We start from the raw sequence: 16,848 nt of genomic DNA, 5'->3' as shown, positions 1-16,848 counted from the left end.
GCCACGGCGCCGGCCCGAGGCATCCGCCCCGCTACGACTCGGCGACCCGACCGGCCTCGACCCGCCAGTGGCGGTCGGTGCGCACGGTCGCGAGCATCCGGCGGTCGTGGGTCACGAGCAGGAGCGTGCCCTCGTAGGACTCGAGTGCCTGCTCGAGCTGCTCGATCGCCGGCAGGTCGAGGTGGTTCGTCGGCTCGTCGAGGACGAGCACGTTGACGCCGCGAGCCTGCAGCAGCGCCAGCCCGGCGCGCGTGCGCTCGCCGGGCGACAGCTCGCCGACCGGGCGGGTCACGTGGTCGGCCTTGAGCCCGAACTTCGCGAGCAGGGTGCGCACCTCGCCCGATGCGAACTCGGGCACGAGCGCCTCGAAGGCCGTCGCGAGGGGCTGCTCGCCCTCGAGCTGCGAGCGGGCCTGGTCGATCTCGCCGACCTGTACGTTCGCGCCGAGGCTCGCCGTGCCCTCGTCGGGCGCCTGCGTGCCGAGGAGCGCGCGGAGCAGGGTCGACTTCCCGGCGCCGTTCGGGCCGGTGATGCCGATGCGCTCCCCCGCGTTCACCTGGAGCGACACGGGGCCGAGGGTGAACGAGCCCTGCCGGAACACCGCCGCGCTCAGCGTCGACACGACCGTGCTGGACCGCGGCGCCGACCCGATCGTGAACTGGAGCTGCCACTCCTTGCGCGGCTCCTCGACCTCCTCGAGGCGCGCGATGCGGCTCTCCATCTGGCGGACCTTCTGCGCCTGCTTCTCGCTCGACTCGGTCGCCGCCTTGCGCCGGATCTTGTCGTTGTCGGGCGACTTCTTCATCGCGTTGCGCACGCCCTGGCTCGACCACTCGCGCTGCACCCGCGCTCGCGCGACGAGGTCGGCCTTCTTCTCGGCGAACTCGTCGTACTGCTCGCGCGCGTGCCGGCGGAGGGTCGCACGCTCCTCGAGGTACGCGTCGTACCCGCCGCCGTAGACGCGGTTGGTGCCCTGCGCGAGGTCGAGCTCGAGAACCCGGGTGACGCAGCGCGCGAGGAACTCGCGGTCGTGGCTGATCAGCACCACGCCGCCGCGGAGCCCGCGCACGAACGCCTCCAGCCGCTCGATGCCGTCGAGGTCGAGGTCGTTCGTGGGCTCGTCGAGCAGCACGAGGTCGAAGCGCGAGCAGATGAGGGCGGCGAGGCCGACGCGGGCCGCCTGGCCGCCGGAGAGGCCGGTCATGAGGGAGTCGACGTTCGCGCTCTCGGCCGCGTCGCTGCCGAGCCCGAGGTCGGCGAGCACCGCCGGCAGCCGGTCGTCGAGGTCGGCCGCGCCGGACGCGAGCCACCGCTCGAGCGCGACCGAGTACTCCTCGCCCGGGTCGATCCCCGCGGGCGGTTCGGGCTCCGCGAGCAGCGCCGCGGCCGCATCCAGGCGAGCGGATGCCTCGGCGCACCCCGTGCGCCGCGCCACGTACTGCCCGATGGTCTCGCCCTCGACGCGCTCGTGCTCCTGCGGCAGCCAGCCGACGAACGCATCGGCCGGTGCCAGCGACACCGTGCCCGCGAGCGGGGCGATCGCCCCGCCGAGGATGCCGAGCAGCGTCGACTTGCCGGCGCCGTTCGCGCCGACGACGCCGACCACGTCGCCCGGGGCGACGGTGAGGTCGAGGTCGTCGAAGAGGGTGCGGTGTCCGTACCCGCCGGCGAGGCCCTGGGCCACGAGTGTTGCAGTCACCCGTCAACGGTAGACGAGGCGTACGGCGCCGACCGACCCGCCGTCGGACCCCCTGCGTATGCTGGCGCCGTTCGCAACCACGCATGAACGGGGAGTACTCATGGCCGTACGCGTCGACCTCAACATCTCGCTCGACGGGTTCGCGACGACGACGGACCAGACGCCCGAGAACCTGTTCGGCGACGACTGGGGGCGCCTGACGGCGGCCTACGTCGCGACCAGGACCTTCCGCGAGCGCGTGCTGCACGACACGTCGGGCGAGGGCACCACCGGCGTCGACGACGCCTACGCGCGGGCGTACTTCGCCGAGGTGGGCGCCGAGATCATGGGCGCCGGCATGTTCGGGCTGCACAACTTCGGCGACGACCCCGACTGGAAGGGGTGGTGGGGCGACGAGCCGCCGTTCCACGTGCCGGTGTTCGTGCTCACCAACGGCGCCCCGCGGCCCCCGATCGAGATGGCGGGCGGCACGACGTTCCACTTCCTCTCGGCGACACCGCAGGAGGCGCTCGACCTCGCACTCGAGGCCGCGGCCGGCAAGGACGTCCGCGTCGGCGGCGGCGCCACCGTCGTGCGCGACTTCCTCAGGGCCGGGCTCGTCGACCGACTGCACGTCGCGATCGCACCGATCATCCTCGGCAGCGGCATCCGCCTGTGGGACGACCTGCGCGGCCTGGAGACCGGCTACGAGGTCCACGCGGAGACGGCCGAGAGCGGCACGGTGCACGTCACGTTCGCGCGGTAGGCCCTCGGCGGACCCGCCCGCCTATGCCGTCGCGATGCCGGCGATGTGGGTGTTGAACGGGAGGAACGGGGTGCGCACCCGGTAGCGCTCGATCTCGAGATGCGCGAATCCCGCGGCACGCAGCGCTCCCTCGAGGTCGCGTTCGCAGGAGCATCCCTCGAACGTCCACGTCCACGCCCACGGTCGACGGAGGACGCGCTGCGCGACGCGGGTCGCCGTGCCCTCGGGCGCGACCACGTGCTCGACGAACCGGTAGGTGCCGCCCGGTCGGAGGATGCGGCGGACCTCGGCGAGCACGGCCGCCGGATCCGTCACCGTGCACAGCACCAGCGAGGAGATCACCGTGTCGGCGCTGTCGTCGGGCAGGCCGGTGTCCTCGGCCATGCGGTCGCGGAGGTCGAGGCGCACGCCGTGCTCGCGCGCGGCCTCCTCGAGCGGGGCCTGCATGGCGTGGTTCGGCTCGATCGCGGTGAGGACGCTGCGTGGGCGCAGGTAGCGGAGGTTGGCGCCCGCCCCGGAGCCGAGCTCGACGACCTCGCTCGGCAGCTCGCCGAACACGGCGCGCTTGTGCGGGCCCAGGCTGCGCTCGAGCACCGGGTCGAGCATCCGGAAGAACGCGGCGTTGAAGCGTCCGCGCAGGGCGTGCTGCTCGAACTCGGCACGGCGCGGAAGGGTGGCGGTGGTGTGGTCGGTCATGGGTTCAGGCTGCGCCGCCGTGCCGCCCCGCGCAGGCGTGGTTCCACCCCAGTTCACCGGTCGCCCTGAGCCGCGTGCCACGCCGCGATCTGCGCTCGGGAGCGGAACCCGAGGCGGAGGAGGATGCGCTCGACGTGCCCCTCGGCCGACCGCTCCTCGATGCCCAGTCGCGCCGCGATCTGCCGATTCGTCAGGCCCTCGCCGATGAGGGCGGCGACCTCGCGCTTCCGCGGCGTCAGGGTTCGGTCCGCCCGTCGCGACGCGCGCAGGCCGAGGAACCGGCGGATCGGCGCCACCACGCTCGCCGTATCGCCCTCGTAGGGCAGGTGGGAGCGGCCGGGCAGCAGGACGAGCTGGGCGTTCGGGATGCCCCGGGCGAGCGCCTCCGCCTGCGCCACCGGCGCCGCGCGATCGTCGATGCGGTGCACGATCAGGGTCGGCGCCTCGACCTCGGCGAGCAGCTCGCGGACGTCGAGTTCGTAGCCCAGTCGGAGGAGGGCCCGCGCGGTCGGGGCATCCGAACTCGCGCGCTGGTAGCGGGCGAACCGCTCCCGCGACGCGGTCGGCGCGTCGGGAGCGAAGATCTCGGTCAGCACGTCGGAGGCGAGCCCCCAGTGGGTGTCGATCAGGCCGAGGACGTGCTGCTGGATGCGGGGCGACGCGACCATGGCACCGGACGCCCAGCCCCCGTAGAGCACGAGTCGCCGGACGGTGTCGGGATGCGCCGCCGCCCACGAGATCGCGACCAGGGCGCCCATCGACGTGCCCATGAGGTCGAACCGCTCCGGGGCGACCGTGCCCGCCACCGCGGCGAGCTGCGCGAGCTCGCCCTCCATCGAGGGTGGGCGCCGCGCCGGGCCGGAGAGCCCGCATCCCGCCCGGTCGTACCTGACGAGCCGGCCCCCCTCCGCGAGCGCTTCGTAGAACGCCCGCTCCTCGGGAAGCTCCCAACTCGATTCGAGGTGACTGAGCCATCCGCTCACGTACAGCAGCGGGCGACCGGTGCCGACGGTGGCGTAGGCCAACTCGGTGCCGTCGCGCATGTTGAGGCGGGCGATGTGCTGCTGCACGGGTTCATTATCGCGATGACCACGCGCGACCGCCGGGGCCTGCGCCGTCGCGCAACCCGATGGGTTCAGCATTCTCACCGCTGACGCCCAGACCGGTGCCATACCGCCGCGATAGGTTCTCCACAGACACCAGACCTCGCGCGGAGCGTGCCATGACCGACGACATCACCCTGGGCCTCACGCTGAGCGGCGGGGCCGCCTTCGGCGCTGCCCACGTGGGCGTGCTGCAGGAGCTCGCCGAGCGAGGCATCCGCCCCGGGATCACCGCCGGTACGAGCTCGGGTGCCCTGGTCGCCGCGGCCTACGCGGCCGGGTTCGACGTGCACCAGATCGAGCGGGTCGCGCGCTCGTTCCGCTGGCGCGACATCGCGCGGTGGTCGTTCGCACCGCGCCTGGGGCTGCTCGACGCCGGCGCGCTCCACGACGCCGTGCACCGCGTGTTCGGCCACGATCCGCTGATCGAGGCACTCCCCCGCCGGTTCGCGGCGGTCGCGACGGATCTCGGGGCGCGGCGCACCGTGACGATCGACCAGGGTTCGCTGAGCACGGCGCTCCGGGCGACGATCGCCGTGCCCGGGCTCCTCGCTCCCGTCCGGCGCGACGGCGCCTGGCTCGCCGACGGCGGCATGCTCGACAACGTGCCCGTGGCCGCCACGCGCGCGCTCGGCGCCGACCGCGTGATCGTCGTCCACCTCCATGCGAAGTGGGAGAGCGTGCGCATGATGCGCACGACCGGGCGCGTGGCCGACCTCGAACGCGACCCGTCGGTCGTGCTCATCCAGCCCGAGATGGAGCGGATGGCCCAGTGGACGATGGCCGACGCGCCGCGCCTCATCGCCGAGGGGCGCCGGGCCGCGGCCGCGGCGCTCGATGCGGCCGCACCATTCGCGACCGCGTCGCCGTCCCACGCTGCGGATGTGCCCCGGCATGCACCGCATCGCACGCCCCTCGTGGCGCACCACCCGCGATCGCGGAGTCGCGCCGAGGTTCGCTGAGACGTTTCCCGCGACACCGCGCGACGAAGTCGCACGAGTCGACGGGATCGACGCGGCGGCAAGCGACCGTTTGCGCGACTTGGTTGCGCGAGGGAAGCCTCGACGAGTCAGACGTTGAAGCGGAACTCCACCACGTCGCCGTCCTGCATGACGTAGTCCTTGCCCTCCATGCGGGCCTTGCCCTTGGCGCGGGCCTCGACGACGGAGCCGGTCTCGACGAGGTCCTCGAACGAGATGACCTCGGCCTTGATGAAGCCGCGCTCGAAGTCGGTGTGGATGACGCCGGCCGCGGCGGGGGCCTTCCAGCCCTTGCGGATCGTCCACGCGCGCGACTCCTTGGGGCCGGCGGTGAGGTAGGTCTGCAGGCCGAGCGTGTCGAAGCCGATGCGCGCCAGCTGGTCGAGGCCCGACTCGTCCTGCCCGGTCGAGGCGAGCAGCTCGGCCGCCTCCTCCGGGTCGAGGTCGATGAGCTCCGACTCGATCTTCGCGTCGAGGAACACGGCCTCGGCGGGCGCGACGAGCGCCGCCAGCTCGGCCTTCTTCGACGCATCCGTCAGCACCGACTCATCCACGTTGAAGACGTAGATGAAGGGCTTCGCGGTGAGCAGGCCGAGCTCGGCGATGGGCGCGAGGTCGATCTTGGACGCCGAGAGCGGCGTACCGCCCTGGAGCAGGTCGCGGGCCTCGACGGCCGCGGCGAGCACCGACGGGTCGAGCTTGCGGCCCTTGACCTCCTTCTCGTAGCGCGTGATGGCGCGTTCGAGCGTCTCGAGGTCGGCGAGGATCAGCTCGGTGTTGATCGTCTCCATGTCGTTCTTCGGGTCGACGGTGCCCTCGACGTGCACGACGTCGGAGTCCTCGAACCCGCGCACGACCTGCGCGATCGCATCCGCTTCGCGGATGTTCGCGAGGAACTTGTTGCCGAGCCCCTCGCCCTCGGATGCCCCGCGCACGATGCCGGCGATGTCGACGAACGACACCGTGGCCGGCAGGATCCGCTCCGAGCCGAAGATGCCGGCGAGCGTCGCGAGGCGGGGGTCGGGCAGGTTCACCACGCCGACGTTGGGCTCGATCGTCGCGAACGGGTAGTTCGCCGCGAGCACCTGGTTCTTGGTCAGGGCGTTGAAGAGGGTCGACTTGCCGACGTTGGGGAGGCCGACGATTCCGATGGTGAGTGCCACGGGCGTCCAGTCTACCGGCGACCGATCGGGCAGCATGCGTGCCCCGGCGGATGCCCCGACATCCGCGTTCTCGGAACCTCGCCGCCGCGACGCTGGAACCGGCAGGGCGGGAGCGCAGCGTGACGGAACGAATGGACGTGTCGACGACGGGAGTCGGGCGCACGCGTCCGTCGCGGCCGCCACAGGCGACGAGCACGACGGACTCCCCGAATCAGGGGCGCGACACCGCCGGAGGCTCGCCGCTGGTCGCGCACCTGCTCGACCTCCAGCGGACCGCGGGCAATCGCGCGATCGCCACCGTCCTCGGGCCGGCCGCCGCGAGCACGCCGCGCACCGTCGCGATCCAGCGCATCGAGCGTTGGCAGTCCCGGCCGAGCGGCCAGGATGCGCACCGGTTCGATCCGGCGCTGACGAAGCTGAGCTCGCTCGTGGAGACTGCGGCCACCACCGCCCAGAACCTCGACAACCTCTCGCCGAGCATCCGGAAGTTCGCGATCTTCCACGCTGCGTACGACAAGTACGCGCTCGATCCGAGCAAGGTGCCGCGGCTGCTGTACGCGCGCTACGGCTACGCCGTGGAGGAACTCGTCAACATCGACGTCGACCACGGCGCCCTCCAGGCGTCGCTTCCACCCGGCACCCGGGCGCAGACCCAGGGCGGGCGCGGCATGACCCGGCCCGACGTGGTCGTGTCCGAGGGCGATGGGCCGAGGCAGCGCGATGTCGCGTGGTTCGACATCAGCTCCGCACGGGAAGACGACACGCTCCACATCTGGAACAAGGTCGGCTGGGATCGGATCCGATACACGGGCGAGGCGCAGTACACGCGGCTCGTGCCGACCGCACTTCGTTCAGGAGGCTCGAGCAACCGCGACGCGAGAGCGATCGCACGGGGCGTGAAGGCTCAGCGGAGGGAGGAACTCGCGCGCTGTACCGAGGTGGACGGATTCATCGACCGCCTCTATGCGCGAAGCCCGCAGGCGTTCGCGCGACGGAGGCTCTCGATCGAACTCGGCCTCACCCGGTACTTCGGCCTCGCCGAGAAGCTGACACCGCGGTCCACCCGAGCGGTGTTGAACCTCATCGGGCGAGCGGTCTTCAAGCAGGGCAACTACTGGACCGTCCGCTTCTACCAGGGGACGACCGGAAGCGACCGCTCGGACTGGCCGCACCAACTCGTGACCACGACCGCCGCGCCGTCGGCGGACCGGATCGAGGAGGTGCTCGACGCCGTGGTCCCGCAGCCGCGGGGGGCCAAGCGTCGTCTCGATGACACCGGATGGCGCGACCGCGATCGCGACGAGGTCGACCATTCCTCGGAGTACCACGCCGACGCCGACGCCGAGGACCCGATGATGGTGGAGGTGACGACGACACGTGGCGTCAAGCGCGCCCGCGATCGATGAACGCCACGCCGCGCATGTCCGAGGCCGGCGATCGGGGCCGGACATGGACTCACGGTGCCGACGTCACCGCCGGGACATCCGCCTCGACCGGGGCATCCGCCCGCGTGCGCCGCCGCGGCTGCCACAGCGTCAGGGTCACGCCGACGACCACGAGCGCTCCGCCGATCGCGGCCGCGACCTCGAGCGACTCGCCGAGCGCGACCGCGATGACCACCGTGAACACGGGCAGCAGGTTCAGGAAGATGCCGGCCTTCGTCGGCCCGACCTTCGCCGCACCGATGTTCCAGAACGCGTAGCCGAGCACCGACGGGAACAGCACGATGTACGCGACGCCCAACAGGGCTGCGAGGTCGGCGGGCGGGGTGACGCCCATGATCGCGACCACGGGGACCATCGTGAGGGTGGCGAGCACCGCCTGGACGGCGGTCGACGTCACCGGCGGGGTGGTCAGGCGCCGCGAGATGAGCGAGTACACGGTCCAGGCGAGCACGGATGCCACGACGAGCAGGTCACCGACGCCGAACCCGTTCGCGAGGACGCTGCCGAGGTCGCCGCCCGTGAGCACGATCGTCACGCCGACGAAGGCCAGGCCGATGCCGACGCCCTGCAGGCCGCTCAGCCGCTCGCGCAGCACGAGGGCGGCGCCGAGGGCGATCATCGCCGGGTTGATGGCGCTGATCACCGACGCGGTGACCGCGCCCGTCAGGCCGAGCGCCGAGTACAGCAGGATCGTGTACCCGGTGAGTCCGAGCAGCGACTGCAGCAGGTGCAGCTTCCATTCGCGGAGCGCCCGCCGCCAGTCGGGCCGTTCCAGCGCCCAGGCGAGGAGCACGAGCGGCACGGCCGCGAACGCCCAGCGGAAGAACGTGAGCGACACCGGCGAGACCTGGTCGCCGATGAGCGCGCCGAACACGAAGTTGCCGGCCCAGAACAGGTTCGCCAGCGCGAGGAAGACGTAGACCCGGGCGCGTTGCACCAGTCAAGGGTACGTGGGTCGCCGACGGTGGTTGAGCTTGTCGAAACCACCCCCACGGCTCCACGGGTGGTTTCGACAAGCTCAACCACCGGGTTTCGACCGGCTCAACGACCGAGCCGGGTGCGGAAGCACCGCGTCAGGTACGGCACCGCGAGCTCCTCCGCGCCGGCGAGGTCGGGATGCGTCGCCAGCAGGGTGTCGAGCGCCGCGAGGGTCGCGGCCTGCTCCGAGGCATCCGCCGTGATGAAGTGCGAACGCGACCGCACGAGGTCGAGGAAGCCGGCGCGGGTCATCCGCGCGGTCCACGCGACCGTGTGCTCTTCGATGGGGCCGAACGGCGGGCCGACCGCGACGTACTCCTCGAACGACGCGCTCGCGTCGTGGCGCTCGTGCATGATCTCGCCCGCCTCGCGCAGCCAGCCGACGCGGGTGTCGCGGCTGTTCCACACGAGCCCGAGCGTGCCGCCGGGCTTCAGCACGCGGGCGATCTCGGGGACCGCCCGCTCGGGCTGGAACCAGTGCCACGCCTGCCCGGCGACGACGGCGTCGACCGAGGCGTCCTCGACCGGGATGTCCTCGGCGGTGCCGAGGATGCGCGGCACGCCGGGCACCTGCACCTCGAGCTCCTCGAGCATCTCCTCGACCGGGTCGACCGCGATCACCTCGCGGTCCAGCGCGACGAGCGCCTGCGTGAGCTTGCCGGTCCCGGCCCCGAGGTCGAGCACCCGCGCGGCATCGCCGACGAGCCACGACACCGCCTCGACCGGGTAGCCCGGTCGAGCGGACTGGTAGACGGATGCCGCGAGCCCGAAGCTGCGTGCGCGCTCGTCGCTCATGCGGCCATTCCATGCCCGCGGCGAGGCATCCGTCAACTGTCCGAGGCGCGTGACAGGATGCCTCCGTGCCAGTGGACTTCACCGCGATCGACTTCGAGACCGCCAATTCGTCGAGTGCGTCGGCCTGTTCCGTGGGGCTGGTGAAGGTCCGCGACGGGCGCGTCGTCGACACGGAGTACTTCCTGATCAGGCCGCCGTTCCCGCACGACGAGTTCAACGAGTGGAACATCCGCATCCACGGCATCCGGCCCGAGATGGTGGCGGATGCCCCGGGCTGGGACGTGCACCTCGACGCCTTCCGCGCGTTCGCGGGCGACGACTGGCTCGTGGCCCACAACGCCGGATTCGACATGGGCGTGATCCGGGCCGCGACCGAGGCCTTCGGCCTCGCGGTGCCCGAGCACGCGTACCTCTGCAGCCTGCAGGTCGCGCGGCGTACGTACTCGCTCGACTCCTACCGGCTCCCGGTCGCGGCGATGGCCGCCGGCTTCGAGGACTTCTCCCACCACAACGCCCTCGCCGACGCCGAGGCATGCGCCGCGATCATCTCGCACGCCGCCCGCCGGCACGACGTCGACGACCTCGCCGCCCTGGCGAAGATCACCGGCGTGCGCGTCGGCGCGCTCGGCGCCGCGACCGTGCGGGCCGACCCCGCGGCGCACGGGCCGATGGCGCTGCAGTAGCGCGCAGCCCCCGTATCGAGAGCCCGCCGCCGTCCTTCCCGCGCGATGTCGGCGGCCCCTGCGACACTCGTCGCATGGAGATCCTGCTGCTCATCATCGGCCTCGTGATCGCGGTCCTGCTCGGGGCGATCGTCGTGGTGCTCGTGCGGCGACCCGCCGGCAGCGCCGTCGACCCGAACCTCGCGGCGGCCCTGCGCGACGAGGTGCGCAACGGCGGCACCGAGCTCCGTGGCGAGCTGGCCGGGCAGCGGGCGGAGCTCCGGCAGATGCTGGGCGAGGTCGCGCAGCAGCTCGACGCGCGCCTGCAGGCGACCGCGGCGGCGCAGTCCGACGCCCTGAACCACGAGCGCGTCGCGCGGCAGACGTCGGCGAACGAGCTCCGCACCACGCTCGACGCGTCGCTCACGACGCTCAGCGAGCAGTTCCACGGGTCGTCGAAGGCATCGGCCCAGGCCCAGGCCGATCTCAAGGCGGCCGTCGAGACGCGGTTCGACGCCCTCCGCGGCGCGAACGACGAGAAGCTCGAGCAGGTGCGCGCGACGGTCGAGAAGCTGCAGTCCGCGCTCACCGATGCCCTCGCCGTGAACGCCGAGCGCGTCCAGGCGCTCACCGAGGCGAACTCGGCCAAGCACGTCGAGCTGCAGCAGTCGCTGCGCGACGAGCTCGACAAGCTCCGCACGGGCAACGAGGCGAAGCTCGAGAAGATGCGCGAGACGGTCGACGAGAAGCTGCAGGGCACCCTCGAGAAGCGGCTCGGCGAGTCGTTCGCGCTCGTGAGCGAGCGGCTCGAGCAGGTGCAGGCGGGCCTCGGCGAGATGAAGAACCTCGCCACCGATGTCGGCGGGCTGAAGCGCGTCCTCACGAACGTGAAGAGTCGTGGTACCTGGGGCGAGGTGCAGCTCTCCCGACAGCTCGAAGACCTGCTCACGCCCGACCAGTACGAGCAGAACGTGGCGATCCGCCCCAACTCGCGCGAGAACGTCGAGTTCGCGGTGAAGATGCCCGGCCGCAACGACGGCGACCGTCCGGTGTTCCTGCCGATCGACTCGAAGTTCCCGCAGGAGGACTACGAGCGGCTGCTCGAAGCCCACGAGGCGGGTGAGAAGGCGCAGATCGACGCCGCCGCGAAGGCCCTGGAGCGCGCCGTGATCGCGCAGGCGAAGACGATCGCCGAGAAGTACATCGAGCCGCCGCTCAGCACCGACTTCGCGATCATGTACCTGCCGACCGAAGGGCTGTTCGCCGAGGTCGTGCGCCGCCCCGGGCTCGCGAGCCGGCTGCAGAACGACCACCGCATCCTCATCACCGGCCCGACGACGCTCGCGTCGCTCCTCACGAGCCTGCAGATGGGCTTCCGCACGCTCGCGATCGAGAAGCGCAGCTCCGAGGTGTGGCAGGTGCTCGGCGCCGCCAAGGCGGAGTTCGGCAAGTACGCGCAGGTGTGGGACAAGCTCGGCAAGCAGCTGCAGACCGCCCAGAACACGGTGACCGAGGCCGGTCGCCGTACCCGCGCGGTCGAGCGCAAGCTGCGCGACGTCGAGATCGTCGACCTCGGCGTCGAGGCAGCCGCGATCGAGGGCCTCGCCGACGACGGCATCGAGTCGGCGGCCGCCCTCCTCGCTGCGCCGATCGCCGATGACTTCGACGGCGCCGACATCGACCCGGAGATCCGCTCGATCTGACGGTCGGCACGGGCCGCACCCGGTGCGCGGGTCGCGGCGCGCGGGTCGCGACCGCGCGGCCGCGATCACGCGGCCGCGGTCGCGCGCGTGCGTCGCCGCCTCAGTCGCGCGGGCGCACCCGAAGGGTGGCCGCGTCGACGTTCCGCCGCACGATCCGCAGCGGTCGCGACGTGAGCCGCTCGCCCTCCACCCGCAGTTCGACCGGCCCATCCAGCCGGAGTCCCTGCGGCGCCTCGAGGAACCGCAGTCGCCCGAGATCTCCGCGGTCGCGCGCCTCCTCGCGGAGTACCCGCTCGCGCGCCTCGGCGCCCTCGGGCCCCGAGAGCTCGTCGTCGACCCCGACGAACGTGTGGCCCGCCACCGCTCGGCCGGTCTCCGGGTCGTAGAGCACGCTGAGTCGCTGCCGCGTCCGCTCGTCGCGATCGCTGCTCGCCGTCTCGTCGATCATCTGCCCGTCCTCCTCGTCCCGAACCGTCCGGTTCACCAGAAGTTGCGCGAGACCCGCCCGCGCGCATACGAGTTCATGACGAACATGCGCACGCTGACGCTCGTGACCCCGTCACGAGCGACCACGGGCGGTCCGTCGTCGCCGAAGTTCTCGACCCCGCTGTCGCTGACGATCTGCGAGACGCCGAACCGGGCGAAGGTGCCGTCGTCGTCGTCGATGCTGTTCACCGAGGTGAGCGCGACCTCGACGACCGTCCGGCCGGGATGCGTCACCTGGAAGGTCCAGGTGTGCGTGTAGACGCCGCCGCTCGACGCCCATGGCGAGTTCAACGATTGCCCCAACATGGGTCGGGTCTACCACCCGCCCCGACGGGCGGACTCAGTGCGCTCCCTGACCCGGCGCCGAGCGCTCCGGCCGCGCCCAGGCCGCGCTCAGGCGGCGATCAGGCTCAGCACGTTGCCGGCCGGGTCGCGGAACCAGCAGATGTCCGGGCCGTCACCGGTCGCCGTGCCGTGCGCGATCCCCCGGCTGTCCGTGCCGAAGTCGTTCGGCGCCTCGTAGATCTTCGTCGAGACGCCGGCCGCGTTCAAGGCGTCGACGGCCGCGTCGAGGTCGTCGACCTCGAAGTTCAGGATCGTGAACGACGCCGGTTCGTGGTTCGGCTTGCCGTACACGAACACGCCCTGCCCCGATGGCAGGGTGATCCACAGCCCGCCCATCGACTCGTCGACCGCCAGCCCGAGCGCGCCGCTGTAGAACTCGCGCGCCGCGTCGACGTCGTCGACGCTGAACCCCGGGAACGCGCCCTTCGCCTGCAGCCCCATGCCGTCCTCCTCGCCTCGTTGCGCGGCCAGCCTCGCACAGCGCCCGGAGTACGCCAACCCCTCCCCCTCGGGAGTCCGCGGGTCACGCGCCGGTCGGCTCCTCACCCGCCGGCGCGCGTTCGTCGCCCACGGGCGCGACCCCCTCGCCGTGTCGCTCGTCGACCGGCGCCTCGAACCCCGCGGCGGCCCCGGCACCCGTCACCTGGGAGGCATCCGGATGCCCTTCGAGCGGGTGGGACAGCTCGTCCTTGCCGAGGCGGGCGATGGCGAGCGTCGCGAACGCGAGCAGCGGCGGCACGAGCCCGGCGATGAGGAACGCAGGCGCGAGCCCGATCGCCTCGCCGACGGGGCCCGCGACGGCCATCGACAGCGGCATGAGGGCGAGCGACACGAAGAAGTCGAGGCTGGAGACCCGGCCCAGCATCGCGGGCGGCACCCGCCGCTGCAGGAGGGTGCCCCAGAGCACCTGCGCGCCGTCGAAGAGCACGCCCACGAGGAACAGGGCGATCACCATGACCCACAGCGACGACGTGACGCCGATGATCGCGAGCGGCGCCGAGCCGACGCCCCAGGCGAGGATCATCAGCGTGAGGTAGCGGCGCGGGATCCGCATCGACGCGACCGTGAGCGACCCCACCGCGCCGCCGAGCCCGAACGCGCCGAGCGCGATGGCGAACGCGCCGGCGCCGCCGCCGGCCTGGTCCTTGACGGCGAACGGCAGCAGCACCTCGATCGGGCCCATGATGATGAGCACCAGCACGATCGAGAAGACCAGGGTGGCGAGCAGCCACCGGGTCGACAGCAGGTAGCGGAACCCGTCGCGCAGGTCGACGAACGTCTGCCGCACGGGGTGCAGCACGACCTCGCCGGGGTCGCGGCGCACCGGCGTCGTGCGCATGACGCCGAGCACCACGACCGCGACGACCTGCAGCGCGCCGACCGCGGCGAACGCCAGCCAGGGGCCCTGCACGGCGATGAGCAGGCTCGCGATCGCCGGGCCGGCCGCCTGGTTGACGGCGGGCCGCAGCACGCCCTCGACGCCGTTCGCCGCGAGCAGCTGCGACTCGGGCAGGATCGCAGGCAGCCACGCCGAGTACGCGGGGTAGAAGAAGCCGTCGGCGACTCCGAGCACGAACGAGATCACGGCGATGTGCCAGACCTCGATGACGCCGGTCGAAGCGAGCACGGCGGCGACGGCGAACGCCGCGCCGCGCACGATCTCGACGACGATGAGGATGCGTCGCTGCGGGATGCGGTCGGCGGCGACGCCGCCGAACAACACGGCGATGACGAGTCCGAGGCTCGAGCCGACTGCCACGAAGGAGAGGTCGACCGGCGTGCCGCCGAGTTCGACGACCTGCCAGACGGCGGCCACCAGCCACGCGCCGGCCGACAGCAACGACGCGGCGAGCGCGACGACGAGCAGCCGGTACTGGCCGACCGAGAACGGTCGCAGTGCGCGGGGCAGGCTCGTGGCGCGAGTCATCCGTTCATCTTCGCCGAACCCGCCGACGCCCGCCGGTGGGATCCGGTCAGCGGTCGGCCGGGTCGAGCCACTTCTCGACGAGGTGCTCGGCCTGGACGCGCCGCAGCGTGCCCGACTTCGAGCGCAGCACGACCGACTCGGTGCGGATGATCGGCCCCTCGCGCTTCGCACCGAGGCAGAGCGCGCCGTCGGTGACGCCGGTGGCGACGAAGAACGTGTTGTCGCCGGCGACGAGGTCGTCGAGCCCGAGGATGGCGTCGACGTCGAGGCCCGCGGCGCGGCCGCGCTCGGCCTCCGCCTCGTCCTTGGGGGCGAGCTTGCCCTGCATGAAGCCGCCGAGGGCCTTGATCGCGCAGGCGGTGGTGATGCCCTCGGGGCTGCCTCCGATGCCGACACACATGTCGATGCGGGTGTCGCGGCGCGCGGCGTTGATGCCGCCGGCGACGTCGCCGTCGAGGAGGAGCCGGGTGCCGGCGCCGGCCGCGCGGATGTCGGCGATGAGCTGCTCGTGGCGCGGCCGGTCGAGCACCGCGATGCGGAGGTCGCCGACGTCCTTGCCGAGCGCCTTGGCGAGCGCGCGCACGTTGTCGCCGATGGGGCGCTCGATGTCGATGACGCCGATGCCCTCGGGGCCGGTGACGATCTTGTCCATGTAGAACACGCTCGACGCGTCGAGCATGGTGCCGCGCTCCGACACGGCGAGCACCGACAGCGCGTGCGAGCGGCCGGCTGCGGTGAGGGAGGTGCCGTCGATCGGGTCGACCGCGATGTCGCAGGCGGGGCCGCTGCCGGAGCCGACCTGCTCGCCGTTGAACAGCATCGGCGCCTCGTCCTTCTCGCCCTCGCCGATGACGATGACGCCGTCCATGTCGACGGTGGAGAGGAACGCGCGCATCGCGTCGACCGCGGCCTTGTCGGCCGCGTTCTTGTCGCCCTTGCCGATCCACGGCACCGCCCGGATCGCCGCCGCCTCGGTCGCGCGCACGAGTTCGAGCGCCAGGTTTCGGTCGGGGTGGTGGAACAGGCTGGCTGCGTCGATGCTCATCGGTGAGGTCCTCCAGGCGTTCGTCTTCGGGTCGTCCGTACCCTTCGAGCTTAACGATTTCAGCCTCTGGAAAACGTCTTCCGGCAGCGATCGAGCGTGAAAGTTCGCCGGTTCTTAACGAACCTGTCGCGGCGTCACGACGATCCCGCGACCCTCGACCGCCACCCAGGTCGACGCCTCGTCGGCGGTCGCCGCCTCGAGCACGGCGCCCGCGCCGAGGTCGAGGGCGGTCACCGCCGCGACGATGCACGCCGCCGGCCCCGCGCAGAGGTCGTCGAGCCCGAGCACCCGCCCGACGTCGACGCCGGCTGCCACGATCCGCTCCCGCTCCGGTTCGGACTGCGGCGCGAGCCGCGCCGACATGCCGCCGCCGAGCGCCCGCACCGCCGCCGCCGTGAGCACGCCCTCGGGCGCGCCGCCGACGCCCACCACCACGTCGAGGTCGGTCCCGCGCTGCGCGGCACGGATGCTCCGCTCCACGTCGCCGTGCTCGAAGAGCTCGACCACCGCGCCGGCCGCGCGCGCCGCGGCGACGTACCCGGCGTTCCGCGGCCGCTCCTGCACCGCCACCCGCACCGCCGACACGGCGACGCCGCGCTCCGCCGCGATCGCACGCACGAGGTCGCCGAGCGGACGATCGAGCGAGGCATCCGGATGCCACGACACGAGCTTCTCGAGGTAGTGCGCCGGCCCCAGGTCGGCGAAGGCCCCGCGCGGCGCGATCGAGGCGACCGCCATCGCGCCCGGGCGCCCGGCTGCGGCGAGCCGCGTGCCGTCGACCGGGTCGACCGCCAGGTCGATCTCCGGCGCATCCGCCCCGCCCCGCCCGAAGCGCTCGCCGAGGTGCAGCATCGGGGCGTCGTCCTTCTCCCCCTCGCCGATGACGACCCGCCCGTCGCCGTCGACGCCGGCGAGCACCGCGCGCATCGCGTCGACCGCGGCGCCGTCGACTGCGATCGGGTCGCCCGACCCGACCAGCGGGCGCACCGCGAGCGCTGCCGCGACCGCCGCGTCGACGAACCCCGCGACGGTCCGGTCGTCGATCACGGGCGAGGCATCCGGGTGCGCATCCATGC

At 72.4% G+C, this 16,848-nt stretch carries 17 protein-coding genes; 5 read left to right on the top strand and 12 right to left on the bottom strand.

Annotation, left to right across the window (positions count from 1 at the left end; genetic code table 11):
- Window positions 1–31 precede the first annotated feature (31 nt).
- Window positions 32–1,699, bottom strand: coding sequence for an ABC-F family ATP-binding cassette domain-containing protein (locus ACGGZK_RS10475; RefSeq protein ID WP_395242607.1), 1,668 nt, complete (start codon window positions 1,697–1,699; stop codon window positions 32–34).
- A 100-nt stretch (window positions 1,700–1,799) separates the two neighbouring features.
- Between ACGGZK_RS10475 and ACGGZK_RS10470 the strand changes: the two genes are divergently transcribed.
- Window positions 1,800–2,444 carry a dihydrofolate reductase family protein gene (locus tag ACGGZK_RS10470; protein WP_395242606.1) on the top strand — a complete coding sequence of 215 codons (645 nt, stop codon included), beginning with the start codon at window positions 1,800–1,802 and terminating at the stop codon, window positions 2,442–2,444.
- A 21-nt stretch (window positions 2,445–2,465) separates the two neighbouring features.
- On the opposite strand, the gene ACGGZK_RS10465 is transcribed toward ACGGZK_RS10470, so the two are convergent.
- Both ACGGZK_RS10465 and ACGGZK_RS10460 read right to left on the bottom strand, forming a co-directional pair.
- Window positions 2,466–3,140 carry a methyltransferase domain-containing protein gene (locus tag ACGGZK_RS10465; protein WP_395242605.1) on the bottom strand — a complete coding sequence of 225 codons (675 nt, stop codon included), beginning with the start codon at window positions 3,138–3,140 and terminating at the stop codon, window positions 2,466–2,468.
- Between the two features lie 53 nt (window positions 3,141–3,193).
- Complete coding sequence (locus ACGGZK_RS10460; protein WP_395242604.1) at window positions 3,194–4,210, bottom strand: alpha/beta fold hydrolase; 1,017 nt, start codon at window positions 4,208–4,210, stop codon at window positions 3,194–3,196.
- Window positions 4,211–4,362: 152 nt separating this feature from the next.
- Between ACGGZK_RS10460 and ACGGZK_RS10455 the strand changes: the two genes are divergently transcribed.
- Entirely contained in the window at window positions 4,363–5,205 is an 843-nt protein-coding gene (locus tag ACGGZK_RS10455; protein ID WP_395242603.1) for a patatin-like phospholipase family protein, read from the top strand.
- 107 nt (window positions 5,206–5,312) lie between these two features.
- On the opposite strand, the gene ychF is transcribed toward ACGGZK_RS10455, so the two are convergent.
- Window positions 5,313–6,386 carry a redox-regulated ATPase YchF gene (gene ychF, locus ACGGZK_RS10450; protein ID WP_395242602.1) on the bottom strand — a complete coding sequence of 358 codons (1,074 nt, stop codon included), beginning with the start codon at window positions 6,384–6,386 and terminating at the stop codon, window positions 5,313–5,315.
- On the opposite strand from ychF, the gene ACGGZK_RS10445 reads away from it, so the two are divergent.
- Complete coding sequence (locus ACGGZK_RS10445) at window positions 6,380–7,792, top strand: hypothetical protein (protein WP_395242601.1); 1,413 nt, start codon at window positions 6,380–6,382, stop codon at window positions 7,790–7,792. The two genes, ychF and ACGGZK_RS10445, sit on opposite strands and share 7 nt — an antisense overlap.
- Before the next feature lie 49 nt (window positions 7,793–7,841).
- On the opposite strand, the gene ACGGZK_RS10440 is transcribed toward ACGGZK_RS10445, so the two are convergent.
- Together ACGGZK_RS10440 and ACGGZK_RS10435 are read right to left on the bottom strand one after the other, a co-directional pair.
- A complete protein-coding gene (locus tag ACGGZK_RS10440; RefSeq protein WP_395242600.1) occupies window positions 7,842–8,768 on the bottom strand; it encodes a DMT family transporter in 927 nt (308 codons plus the stop codon).
- A gap of 104 nt (window positions 8,769–8,872) precedes the next feature.
- Window positions 8,873–9,604, bottom strand: a complete 732-nt coding sequence (locus ACGGZK_RS10435; RefSeq protein ID WP_395242599.1) for a class I SAM-dependent methyltransferase — start codon at window positions 9,602–9,604, stop codon at window positions 8,873–8,875.
- 65 nt (window positions 9,605–9,669) lie between these two features.
- On the opposite strand from ACGGZK_RS10435, the gene ACGGZK_RS10430 reads away from it, so the two are divergent.
- Together ACGGZK_RS10430 and rmuC are read left to right on the top strand one after the other, a co-directional pair.
- Window positions 9,670–10,287: an exonuclease domain-containing protein gene (locus ACGGZK_RS10430; protein WP_395242598.1), complete on the top strand. Its 618-nt coding sequence runs from the start codon at window positions 9,670–9,672 to the stop codon at window positions 10,285–10,287.
- A 74-nt stretch (window positions 10,288–10,361) separates the two neighbouring features.
- The gene (rmuC, locus tag ACGGZK_RS10425) at window positions 10,362–11,969 is read left to right on the top strand and encodes a DNA recombination protein RmuC (RefSeq protein WP_395242597.1); all 1,608 of its coding nucleotides are present in this window, start codon (window positions 10,362–10,364) and stop codon (window positions 11,967–11,969) included.
- A 100-nt stretch (window positions 11,970–12,069) separates the two neighbouring features.
- Here rmuC and ACGGZK_RS10420 read toward each other — a convergent pair whose 3' ends face one another.
- From ACGGZK_RS10420 to ACGGZK_RS10395, 6 genes are all read right to left on the bottom strand, one after another.
- Complete coding sequence (locus ACGGZK_RS10420) at window positions 12,070–12,417, bottom strand: hypothetical protein (RefSeq protein WP_395242596.1); 348 nt, start codon at window positions 12,415–12,417, stop codon at window positions 12,070–12,072.
- Between the two features lie 32 nt (window positions 12,418–12,449).
- Entirely contained in the window at window positions 12,450–12,746 is a 297-nt protein-coding gene (locus ACGGZK_RS10415; RefSeq protein ID WP_395242595.1) for a hypothetical protein, read from the bottom strand.
- 102 nt (window positions 12,747–12,848) lie between these two features.
- Window positions 12,849–13,241 (bottom strand): VOC family protein, encoded by a 393-nt coding sequence (locus tag ACGGZK_RS10410; RefSeq protein WP_395242594.1) that lies wholly within the window; start codon window positions 13,239–13,241, stop codon window positions 12,849–12,851.
- Between the two features lie 82 nt (window positions 13,242–13,323).
- Window positions 13,324–14,727, bottom strand: a complete 1,404-nt coding sequence (locus ACGGZK_RS10405; protein ID WP_395242593.1) for an MFS transporter — start codon at window positions 14,725–14,727, stop codon at window positions 13,324–13,326.
- A 46-nt stretch (window positions 14,728–14,773) separates the two neighbouring features.
- Window positions 14,774–15,772, bottom strand: coding sequence for a class II fructose-bisphosphatase (gene glpX, locus ACGGZK_RS10400; RefSeq protein WP_395242592.1), 999 nt, complete (start codon window positions 15,770–15,772; stop codon window positions 14,774–14,776).
- A gap of 114 nt (window positions 15,773–15,886) precedes the next feature.
- Window positions 15,887–16,846 (bottom strand): fructose-bisphosphatase class II, encoded by a 960-nt coding sequence (locus ACGGZK_RS10395; RefSeq protein ID WP_395242591.1) that lies wholly within the window; start codon window positions 16,844–16,846, stop codon window positions 15,887–15,889.
- Window positions 16,847–16,848: the final 2 nt, after the last annotated feature.

Source organism: Agromyces sp. MMS24-K17 (assembly GCF_043950245.1).
Taxonomy (GTDB): Bacteria; Actinomycetota; Actinomycetes; order Actinomycetales; family Microbacteriaceae; genus Agromyces.
Note: the sequence above shows the minus strand (reverse complement) of the source record. Positions and strands in the feature narration are given on the sequence as shown.

Excerpts from the sequence above, each read along its gene's own strand:
- ACGGZK_RS10470 (WP_395242606.1), top strand. The coding sequence starts at position 1,800 with ATGGCCGTACGCGTCGACCTCAACATCTCGCTCGACGGGTTCGCGACG.
- ACGGZK_RS10465 (WP_395242605.1), bottom strand. The coding sequence starts at position 3,140 with ATGACCGACCACACCACCGCCACCCTTCCGCGCCGTGCCGAGTTCGAG.
- ACGGZK_RS10455 (WP_395242603.1), top strand. The coding sequence starts at position 4,363 with ATGACCGACGACATCACCCTGGGCCTCACGCTGAGCGGCGGGGCCGCC.
- ACGGZK_RS10435 (WP_395242599.1), bottom strand. The coding sequence starts at position 9,604 with ATGAGCGACGAGCGCGCACGCAGCTTCGGGCTCGCGGCATCCGTCTAC.
- rmuC (WP_395242597.1), top strand. The coding sequence starts at position 10,362 with ATGGAGATCCTGCTGCTCATCATCGGCCTCGTGATCGCGGTCCTGCTC.
- ACGGZK_RS10420 (WP_395242596.1), bottom strand. The coding sequence starts at position 12,417 with ATGATCGACGAGACGGCGAGCAGCGATCGCGACGAGCGGACGCGGCAG.
- ACGGZK_RS10410 (WP_395242594.1), bottom strand. The coding sequence starts at position 13,241 with ATGGGGCTGCAGGCGAAGGGCGCGTTCCCGGGGTTCAGCGTCGACGAC.
- ACGGZK_RS10405 (WP_395242593.1), bottom strand. The coding sequence starts at position 14,727 with ATGACTCGCGCCACGAGCCTGCCCCGCGCACTGCGACCGTTCTCGGTC.
- glpX (WP_395242592.1), bottom strand. The coding sequence starts at position 15,772 with ATGAGCATCGACGCAGCCAGCCTGTTCCACCACCCCGACCGAAACCTG.
- ACGGZK_RS10395 (WP_395242591.1), bottom strand. The coding sequence starts at position 16,846 with ATGGATGCGCACCCGGATGCCTCGCCCGTGATCGACGACCGGACCGTC.